We start from the raw sequence: 677 nt of genomic DNA, 5'->3' as shown, positions 1-677 counted from the left end.
GAGTGGGGAGGGGCGGGGCTTTTCGGCGGCCGAGAGCGTACGGAGGTGGGACGTCAGCGGAACCGCGCGTAAATCTAAACCGTTTCGGTTTAGGCAATGTAGAGGGCCGCCGTACCATTCGGGAAGACCTCGCGACGGGAGAATGACCATGGGGCGGCCTCGGAAGGCCCTGCTCGACCGGGCGCGCATCGGCGCGACCGCACTCGAACTCGTCGACGAGAAGGGCGACTTCACCGTCCCCGAGGTCGCCCGCAGGCTCGGCGTGCAGACCGCGTCGGTGTATCACCATGTGGACGGCAGGGCTGGGGTGGTCGAGCTGCTGCGTGAGCGCATCGTCGAACTCCTCGACGCGAGCCTGCTCGACGCGCGGCCCTGGGACGCCGCCCTGGAGGGCTGGGCCCGCTCCTACCGCGCCGCCTTCGCCGCCCACCCGCGCGCGATCTCCCTCCTGATGACCTCACCGGTCCGCGCGCCCCGCGTCATCGAGCAGTACGAGTGGGTCGCCGGGCTGCTCCTGGACGCGGGCTTCGCCGCGGACGAGGTCATGCCGATCATCACAGGGCTGGACAACATCGTCCTCGGCTCGGCCCTCGACATGTCGGCCCCCGAGGTGATGTGGGTCGCCGAGGAGGGCGTCGAGGCCCCCCGCCTCACCGCCGCCCAGACCGCCACCGGCC

The 677-nt window shown here is 70.9% G+C and carries 1 protein-coding gene; it reads left to right on the top strand.

The genetic code is table 11. The annotated features are described in order from the left end of the window. Positions 1 to 148 precede the first annotated feature (148 nt). Positions 149 to 677, top strand: a 529-nt coding sequence (locus GUY60_RS38025) for a TetR/AcrR family transcriptional regulator (RefSeq protein ID WP_161706050.1), incomplete at its 3' end; no start/stop codon positions are given.

The sequence above is a fragment of the Streptomyces boluensis genome (genome assembly GCF_009908195.1).
Classification (GTDB): domain Bacteria; phylum Actinomycetota; class Actinomycetes; order Streptomycetales; family Streptomycetaceae; genus Streptomyces; species Streptomyces boluensis.
Note: the sequence above shows the minus strand (reverse complement) of the source record. Positions and strands in the feature narration are given on the sequence as shown.